The following is a 9,681-nucleotide window of genomic DNA, read 5'->3' as shown; positions in this document are numbered from 1 at the left end:
ATATCCCTATCATGGTGTGTACGACAAGAAGGACAGTCCCATTTACGTAGGTTTAGATTTTTAACGTCTTTGTTTTGATATCCACAACAAGAACATAATTGGCTTGAAGCAAATGTTTTCGATACGACAATGACTTGTTTGCCGTACCATTTTGCCTTATATTCCAACATAGTTCGAAACTGTGACCATGATACCTCACTAATTGCTTTTGCTAACTTATGATTCTTTAACATATTAGATACTTGCAAATCCTCTATACCAATAACATCGTGGTTTTTGATGATTTCAGTTGAGACTTTGTCCAAGTAATCTTTTCTAGCATTCGTTATGTATTCATGAATTCTAGCTACTTTTACTCGTTGTTTATTCCAGCGAGAAGATCCTTTCATTCTTCTAGAAAGAACACGCTGTGCTTTTACCAACTTCTCTTCTAACGATCGAAAAAACTTCGGGTTTTTATAGGTTGTTCCATCTGACAAAATGGCGAAATCTTTTAGTCCCACATCCATTCCAATGTAAGAATTTGTTTTCGGAAGCTCTTGCACTTCTGTTTCAACTAACAATGACACAAAGTATCTGCCAGAAGGGTTCCGTCTAACCGTAGCATTTAAAATACGTCCCTTTACTTCACGACTTTTGGCAAATCGAACAAGACCTAGTTTTGGCAACTTCATTTTGTTTCCTAGAACGGCAATATTTTCATTTGTTTGTTTTGTGGTATAAGATTGCACGTTGTTTTTCTTAGATTTGAAACGCGGGGCACTGTTTTGTTTTTTGAAAAAGCGTGTATAAGCATCCGCAAGGTTGCGAACAGACGACTGAATCGTAATACTATCCACTTCTTTTAGCCAAACAAACTCTTTCTTCATGGCAGGAAGTTTGGCGGAGCATGTACCATATGTCAAACCCTTTCCTGTTTCTTTATATGCATTACCCCATAGAGATAGGAAGTGATTGAATACAAAACGAGAACAGCCAATCGTTTTATTGATTAGGATCGCTTGTGCTTTATTTGGATAGATACGAAATTTATATGCTGTATTGATCATCATTCGTTTCACCTCCATTTCGATATGTGTCTATTATACAACAAACATATATTCGATAGGTAGTAAAGTAACAGTTTATGTATGTCGAACAATTAAGATGGCTTCCTGCCATCCCTTGTCCGAAGCCAATTCATCTCCCACCTACTCACTTCGCGTTCCTTGAGGAAGGAGTCTTTTTGGCTAAAATGATAAAATTTTTGTTATGGGGCATTTGCTGTCATTAGCTTGATGGCGACGTGGGGTGCTATCCCTCTATGTTCTTAATATGCTAAGAATCACGAAAAAATATTTTTTCCTTTTTATATGAATGTCCTTAAACTCTAAATTAAATTTTTTCGAATATGATTTTCTATGCTTCCATAGCTATTCATAAAAGTGTAAATTGGGGATTGTTTCAAGATTTATAGAATATTATTCGAACATTTTGTGAAAAACAACAAAAAATAACACAAACTACTAGTATCAGGTATTAATTTCCTGGTGTTTATTAAAAACGCTGTGCTACAATAAGGATGCTTTAAAGGTACACTCTAAAAACAGTGATGAAATGGGGTCTTTACTTGAACTTTCCACAGTTAAAAATCGGTCATATGATACCAAAGGTTCCAATTATGCAGGGAGGTATGGGCGTAGGTATTTCATTAAGCAAACTTGCATCTGCTGTTGCAAATGCTGGAGGAATGGGGATTATCTCAGGAACTGGAATTTCCATCGATGAAATGAGACTACATATAAGGAAGGCAAAGGAAAAGGTGAATAATGCCGGTTATATTGGAGTAAACGTTCTTTTCGCGATGAATGATTTTGCTGAAAAAATGAAAGCGGCCATTGAAGAAAAAGTTGATTTCATCATATCAGGTGCTGGAATTTCAAGAGATATGTATACTTGGGGCAAAAAGGCCGGCATACCAGTTATTTCAATCGTTTCTTCAGCGAAGCTTGCTAAATTATCTGAACGTCTGGGTGCATCTGCAGTTGTTGTAGAAGGTTATGAAGCCGGGGGACACCTTGGAACCGAAAGAGCTTTATTCGATATATTACCTGAAGTAGTTGCAGCTGTTAAAATTCCCGTAATTGCTGCTGGAGGAATTATGACCGGAAAAGATCTTGCTCGTGCCTTAAGTATGGGGGCCTCTGGAGTACAGATGGGGACAAGATTCGTTGCAAGTAATGAGTGTGACGCACCTTTATCATTTAAAGAAAAATATGTACATGCTCGCCCGGAGGATACTATACTGCTCAAAACAACTGTAGGTCTCCAAGGTCGTGCTATTAAGAATAACTTCACTGAACTGGTAGCTGATGATAAAAAGATAAAAATAAAAAAGTGCATTAATTGCCTAAAAAATTGTTCTTATCGTTTTTGTACGCTAGATTCTTTGATAACATCAATGGATGGTGATTGTGAGAATGGTCTTGTTTTTGCTGGCGCAAGAGTTCATGAAATCAAAGAGATTCTGCCAGTCAAAACAATCATCAACAATATCATGACAGAATATAAAGCTTGTATTTAAGCTAGAATTCACATCTGATCCTCTTAAGGAGATGAACTTAAAATAGGTGCTTGCATCACGGATTGAATACATAATATTCGTATTTTATGTTAATTCAAAAAAAGAGATATCTCAATCTTCTTTTAAAATTCGTAATACGGGTATGTCCGAGATGATTCTGTTGCAAAGTTTTTTACACTTAGAGACATGGGAAGATTGTGGTCAAATTTTATGAAACCGTTAATAAATTCTGTAATTCGTTATACGCCGAAAAGACGGAGTCTGATTGAAGACTTCGTCTTTGTTTGTATATGGCATGAAGCGTTTCTATCCCTTTTATCGTACGTGAGGCATGAAGACGACTTTGAAATCCTAAGGAACGAGCGAAACGGTGCTTCACGTGTCGATGATCTTGCTCAATGAGATTATTGAGCTATTTTGTTGTACAATGAAAGGTATTTTTGTAAAAGTCTATCCCCTGTAATTTTTAAAATGCGCAAATGTGGTTTAGAGTACTTTGCAATAGAACCTTCAGATTCATAATTATGTATTATTTGTACTAATCTTAATAGAAGAAACTCATTCAAAATGGAAGAGTGGAGAAATAATAGCTGTTATGTTTATGGAAATATTAGAGCTAAAAAAAAACACGTTTTATAAAATAATGAAGGAATATGAAGAAGAAAAGTAGCATCTCTTCTATAAGAAATGCTACTTTTCCCCCGGTTGTAAGAACTCTGGTACTACCCTATATGAAATGTAGTAACTATTATTGTACTCGGACACAATTCATTTACTACAGTATTAAGTATATCACTTACATCATGTATCTTTTATAAAGAAGTATGTCGAATTTAAGGATATTAGTTTCTTTATATGAAAAAGAAACATATAAATTTGAAATTAAAGTCTTTGCAATTGTCCATATTTTTATTTCATATAAAACTTTCTAAATACAGGTGAAATGATAAGTATAGAATCATTTCACCTGTATTACAATAACTATGAGCTTTCTTCTTTTGTTAGGTGACTATGTTTTTTCGAATAAACAAAGTATACAACTACTCCAATTGCTAACCAAACACCAAAGTACACCCATGTTGTTAACGGTAAATTTAGCATTAAGAATAAACAGCAAACAATTGAAATGATCGGCAAAATTGGTACAAGTGGAACCATAAATCCACGCTGTAATTTCGGATGTGTTTTACGAAGGATGATAACTGATACACCCACCATCGCAAACGTTAATAGCGCCCCAATATTCGCTAAATTTGACAATTCTTTTAAATCGATAAATCCAGCAATTAAAGCACTGCCGATTCCTGTTAACCAAGTTGAAAACGTTGGTGCTTCTGTCTTCTTGTTGATTTTCGCGAAAGATTCTGGCAATAAACCGTCACGACTCATTGCAAAGAATACGCGTGTTGTTGCATAGATGTAAGCAAAAATTACGGCCATAATACCAATTACAGCTCCAATAGCAATTACACCAGCTACTTTATCTTGTCCTACAACCTCTAATACATAAACCATTGCTTCTGGTACATCTAATTCTTTATAAGAAACCATACCAGTCATAACAAGACAAACCGCAACATAAATGATTGTACAAATAACTAACGAAGTAATGATACCAATTGGAAGGTCACGTTGTGGATTTTTCACTTCTTCTGCTGAAGTTGCTAATGCATCAAATCCTAAGAAAGCGAAGAATACTGCTGCTCCTCCGGCAAAGACTCCACTTAAACCATACGGTGCAAATGGCACCCAGTTTTCTGGTTTTACGTAGAATACACCAACCGCAATGAATAAGATAACAATTGCAATTTTGATTAATACCATTGCGTTATTCACACGTTTACTTTCTTTCGTACCACGTGATAATAACCATGTTAGTACTAACGTAATAACTACTGCTGGTAAGTTACCGATACCACCTTGTGATGGAATCGTTAACAGTTCTTTTGGAATTTCTAATCCCAATCCACTTATTAAGTTATGGAAATAACCTGTCCATCCACCAGCTACTGCTGCTGTTGTTACGATGTAAACCGATAGTAACGTCCATCCCATTAAATGGGCTACAAACTCACCAATTGTCGCATAGGAATATGTGTAAACACTACCTGAGACCGGAAGTGTCGAAGCAACTTCTGCATAGCATAGTGCTGCAAATCCACAAACAATTGCTGCAATCATGAATGAAAAAATAACTGCTGGACCAGCATCTCTTGCTGCTACTAATCCAGTTAATACAAGAACACCCGTACCAATTATTGCGCCAATTCCTAGCATAGTTAAGTCAAATGCCCCTAAATTTTTTGACAAAGTTTTACTTTTACTTTCTTCTAACAATTGCATAACAGATTTCTTTTTAAACAGGTTGGCCATGATATATGCCCCCTTTTACCAAAAAAGAGCTAAGATGTCCTCTCCTAGCTCTTCTTTAGTAAAATTAATTTATTTTATAAGATATTCAAATGGTTATTTTACTTCATTCGCAACAAAGAAATGCTCACATACACTTGAAATGCGTTTTAAGTCCACATTTCCACCTGAAATAACCGCTACTACTTTTTTACCTTTTGTATATTGATCAACTTTTCCTGCAAGAAGAGCAGCTGTAGCTAATGCTCCAGCTCCTTCTACGACAGCTTTTCCACGTTGTAGTAAGTCTTTCATGGCTACTTCTAATTCCTCTTCTGATACTGTTACAATATCATCTACTAATTCTTTAACAATTTCAAAGGTTAAGTCTCCTGGTATTTTAACAGCACATCCATCAGCTATTGTTGGTGCTTCATAATGGGATACAATTTTTCCAACATCATAAGAAACTTTCATTCCATGAACATTAGCAGCTTGAACACCAATAATATTAATTGATGGATTAAATGATTTAAGTGCAACTGCAATTCCTGAAATAATACCTCCACCACCAATAGGCACAATTACAGTATCAACATCCCACATATCATCAAGAATATCTAAACCAATTGTTCCTTGACCCGCCATTACCTCTACATCATCATATGGATGTAAATATGTTTCTCCTGTTTCCTGTATAATCTCTTCACATTTAGCCTTAGCATCATCAAAGGTATCCCCATGTAAAATAACTTCGGAACCATACCCTCTGGTAGCATCAACTTTGGCTTGTGGTGCAGAAACTGGCATAACAATTTTACTTTTGATTCCAAGTAAATGAGAAGATAATGCAACACCTTGTGCATGATTCCCAGCTGAACAAGCAATCACACCATGTGCTTTTTCTTCATCTGTTAAATTTGAAATTTTATTAAATGCACCACGAAACTTAAATGATCCAGTTAATTGCATATTTTCTAACTTCAAATGAATTTCTCCACCCGTTTTACTCGTCAAATAAAATGATTTAACAAGAGGAGTCTTACGTGCATTTCCAGAAAGAATTTGTTGAGCCTTTTTTATATCACCAATGTTAAGTGGTAAATTTTTGTTAATCATATTAACACTTCTTTCAGCGGCTTATAATCTAACTCTAACGTCTTTCCTAAATTCTCATAGGTAATAATACCTTTATAAATGTTCATACCAGATGCTAAAGCCGGTTTAATATTTATTGCATTTTCTAATCCCTCTTTAGCAATTACTAATAAATATTCAATATTTCCATTTGCTAAAGCCATGGTCGAAGTACGTGGGGTGGCACCAGGCATATTTGGTACAGCATAATGGATTACATCATGTTTAATAAATATAGGGTTGTCATGTGTTGTATAGTGATCAACTGTTTCAACTGTTCCACCTTGGTCAATTGCAATATCAACAATAACACTGCCAGGTTTCATTGATTGAACCATATATTCTTTTACAATTTTCGGTGGTTTAGCTCCTGGTATTAAGATTGTTGAAATAAATAAATCTGCCTCTTTTATATGCTTTTCTAAGTTTTCAGTATTGGATTCAATAACCTCTACAGAATCATTCACATATCTTTCTTTTAAATAAGCAATTTGTGTTTTGTTTAGTTCTAGAATGGTTACATGGCAACCAATTCCAATTGCCATGTCACATGCATTAATCGCTGCATTTCCTCCACCTAAAATGACAACATTTCCAGCAGGGATACCCTCAATTCCTGATAATAAAATCCCTTCTCCTTGATGTTGTTTTTCTAGATAATAAGCTCCCATAAAGACTGCACGGCGGCCAGCAATCGCACTCATAGGCTTTAACAGAGTCAAAACACCATCTTCATTAATTGTCTCTCCAGCAATTGCAGTAGTTCCTGCTTGTCTCATTGCTTCAACACACTCTTTAGAAGCTGCTAGATGTAAAAATCCCCATACAATGAGATCTTTTTTAAAGTAGTGATATTCTGCAGGTAGTGGTTCTTTCACTTTTACTACCATATCAACGTCCCAAGCTTCATTTTGAGTTACTAAACTTGCACCTGCATTTGTATATTCATCATTTGTATATCCAGAACCTAAACCAGCATCTTTCTGCACTAAAACTTGATGACCTTCTTTAACTAACTTTCTAACATTTTCAGGAGTCATCCCTACACGAGCTTCTCCTTTTTTTATCTCTTTTACTATTCCAATTTTCATTACTAACACGTCCTTTCAAAACGAGTTTATTTCTCAAACAATACCAGCGATTACGAGTGAGTAATATTAAACACAATATATTTATTGTGCCATATATGGTATTTTTTATCGCCTGATTGCCACTATACGATAGCAACATTCAAATTGTTATGTCAATTGATTGTGAAATAGTTCACAAAATATCTTTAATTTATAGGTTAAAAAAACCTATTGCAAAATAATGATTGAATCCTATTTTTTTGTATGCTAGACTTTGTCACGAATAGCATCTCTTCTGAATTTAAAGAAATTTTGGTTATACACTACAAGCTGGAAATTATATAAATTTATGTTGGATATAGATGTTCTTATCTGAATGTTTTATTAAAGATATAATTGCAGATAAACATGTGAAATATTTCACAAAAGTATCTACAATTTTTCATTTTGCTATGTTATTTAATTTTCTATAATAAAGTTCAAAATTTCACTAGCAAAAATATTTTATAAACAAATAGGGAAGAATATTTAAACAAAAATTTAAATTCATTAGAGAGTGTATCTATTCTTATAAAAGAGGAGTGATCACTTTGACACAACAACTAAAAAAAGACATCGGTTTCTTTGCTGCTTTAACTACTGTAATTGGTACTGTTATAGGGGCTGGTGTTTTCTTCAAACCAACTGCTGTATATGGTGCAACTGGTACGGCAAGCTTAGGATTGCTTGCATGGATAATAGGTGGGATTTTAACTATATGTGCTGGATTAACTGCTGCTGAATTATCAGCAGCTATCCCAGAAACAGGTGGCATGATGGCCTATTTAAAACGTACTTATGGAAATCTAACAGCATTTCTATTAGGTTGGGCACAAACAGTCATTTACTTTCCAGCAAATATTGCAGCGCTTGCTATTATTTTTGGGACTCAAACTGTTAACCTGTTTGGACTAAATCCTAATGAAAATCAAATGCTTATAGTTGGAATTGCTATAATTACTGCAACTTTTGTAACCTTAATGAACTTTTTAGGTGCAAAAGCTGCTGGTGGAATTCAGATGGCTTCTACCATATGCAAATTACTCCCTTTAGGACTTCTTATTATTTTCGGGTTACTACATCAAGGCGATGTAACGTTTCAATTATTCCCAATTGAAGCTGGATCCGATAAGTCTTTTATTTCTGCACTTGGTTCTGCTTTATTAGCAACAATGTTTGCATATGATGGATGGATACATGTTGGGAATATTGCTGGAGAAATGAAAAATCCTAAAAAAGATTTACCTAAAGCTATTATTTTAGGTTTAACAATTGTTATGATTGTATATTTACTAATTAACATTGCATTTCTACTGGTCATGTCTGCAACTGCGCTCGCAGGTACTGATACACCAGCATCTGAAATAGCAACAATTCTCTTTGGTACAATGGGTGGTAAATTAGTTAGTATCGGTATCTTAATTTCTGTGTTTGGAACAATTAATGGATATATTATGACTGGAATGCGAATTCCCTATGCAATGGCCTTAGAGAATAAACTGCCTTTTAGTAAATGGTTTGCTACATTATCTAATAAAAGCAGAATTCCTTATAATTCTGGCATATTTATCTTATTAATTTCTGTAATTATGATGCTTGTTGGTGGGTTTAATACTTTAACAGATATGTTAGTGTTTGTTATATGGATATTCTATACAATGACATTTTTAGCTGTTTTCATTTTACGTAAGAGAGAGCCAGAACTTATACGTCCTTATAAAGTACCATTATATCCAGTTGTACCAATAATCTCTTTATTTGGTGGGGCATTTATTGTGTTAAATACATTATTTACACAACCATTACTAGCATTATGTGGAATAGGGTTAACTGGTTTAGGTCTCCCAATATATTTTAAAATGCGCCATAAACATACTAATGTTAAAGTGGAGAATTAGTGGGTTAGTTGCACCTGAAATAAAATCAATTATTATTAAGTGAATATAAGGTTATTATTAGTGTTTATAAAACTTTGGGAGAAGAAGAAAAATATAAATTTACAGTCGTTTTGGAAATTAGATAAGATTTAAATAAAAATTTAATTGGAATAGTCGTAAATCTATTTTGTAATTGGTAGAAAGTACACATTGGATTTTCAACTTCTTAAAAATTGAGGTTATCAGGTTGCATATGTTTTTATGAAAAATTTAATGAGAGCATTTGAATAATGTCATAGAGCAAGAGCATAGATGTGTAAAGCAATGTTTTGCCAATTTAGAAGGAATTCAAAAGTCTTTGTCATACTGCATGTTCCTTCAAAGAAATCCAAATAATCTATAACAAAAACGCAGTTTGCAATCAAACTGCGTTTTTTCAACATACAATGAATTATAGCAATGACTTGAAATGCTTTTGTAATTAGCCGAATTGTGTATCTATTAAAAAAATTTGCAAAATCCAATTTAACGTATTTTTATAAAATTTCTTCTTTAATTTATAAACATAAAAGGAGAGTTATCAATGATGGTTCTGCTGCAAAGTTTGAAAAAGCATAAACAGGTTGGTAAATGAGGAACAATGTTT

The 9,681-nt window shown here is 34.1% G+C and carries 6 protein-coding genes and 2 pseudogenes; 3 read left to right on the top strand and 5 right to left on the bottom strand.

The window, feature by feature from the left end:
* A partial coding sequence (gene tnpB / locus B5P40_RS29405) for an IS200/IS605 family element RNA-guided endonuclease TnpB (RefSeq protein ID WP_113710371.1) occupies positions 1-1,052 on the bottom strand: 1,052 nt, incomplete at its 3' end.
* A 539-nt stretch (positions 1,053-1,591) separates the two neighbouring features.
* Here tnpB and B5P40_RS29400 point away from each other — a divergent pair.
* Positions 1,592-2,563 (top strand): NAD(P)H-dependent flavin oxidoreductase, encoded by a 972-nt coding sequence (locus B5P40_RS29400; protein WP_181150788.1) that lies wholly within the window; start codon positions 1,592-1,594, stop codon positions 2,561-2,563.
* Between the two features lie 208 nt (positions 2,564-2,771).
* On the opposite strand, the pseudogene B5P40_RS29395 reads toward B5P40_RS29400, so the two are convergent.
* Positions 2,772-2,993 (bottom strand): annotated as a pseudogene (locus tag B5P40_RS29395) (DDE-type integrase/transposase/recombinase); the annotation flags it as partial.
* 114 nt (positions 2,994-3,107) lie between these two features.
* Here B5P40_RS29395 and B5P40_RS33880 point away from each other — a divergent pair.
* Positions 3,108-3,233: pseudogene (locus tag B5P40_RS33880) on the top strand (integrase); the annotation flags it as partial.
* Between the two features lie 311 nt (positions 3,234-3,544).
* Here B5P40_RS33880 and B5P40_RS29385 read toward each other — a convergent pair.
* From B5P40_RS29385 to ald, 3 genes are all read right to left on the bottom strand, one after another.
* A complete protein-coding gene (locus B5P40_RS29385; protein WP_002193642.1) occupies positions 3,545-4,936 on the bottom strand; it encodes an amino acid permease in 1,392 nt (463 codons plus the stop codon).
* Between the two features lie 93 nt (positions 4,937-5,029).
* On the bottom strand, positions 5,030-6,031 hold the full coding sequence (tdcB, locus tag B5P40_RS29380; RefSeq protein ID WP_113710370.1) for a bifunctional threonine ammonia-lyase/L-serine ammonia-lyase TdcB: 1,002 nt from the start codon (positions 6,029-6,031) through the stop codon (positions 5,030-5,032).
* On the bottom strand, positions 6,028-7,140 hold the full coding sequence (ald, locus tag B5P40_RS29375; RefSeq protein ID WP_113710369.1) for an alanine dehydrogenase: 1,113 nt from the start codon (positions 7,138-7,140) through the stop codon (positions 6,028-6,030). Before ald ends, tdcB begins: the two co-directional genes overlap by 4 nt.
* A gap of 569 nt (positions 7,141-7,709) precedes the next feature.
* Here ald and B5P40_RS29370 point away from each other — a divergent pair.
* Positions 7,710-9,056 carry an APC family permease gene (locus B5P40_RS29370; RefSeq protein WP_002191873.1) on the top strand — a complete coding sequence of 449 codons (1,347 nt, stop codon included), beginning with the start codon at positions 7,710-7,712 and terminating at the stop codon, positions 9,054-9,056.
* The last annotated feature ends 625 nt before the right edge of the window (positions 9,057-9,681 follow it).

The organism is Bacillus sp. SRB_8 (assembly GCF_003264205.1).
GTDB lineage: Bacteria > Bacillota > Bacilli > Bacillales > Bacillaceae_G > Bacillus_A > Bacillus_A mycoides.
The sequence above is the reverse complement of the archived record's forward strand: the minus strand, read 5'-3'. Positions and strand labels throughout refer to the sequence as shown.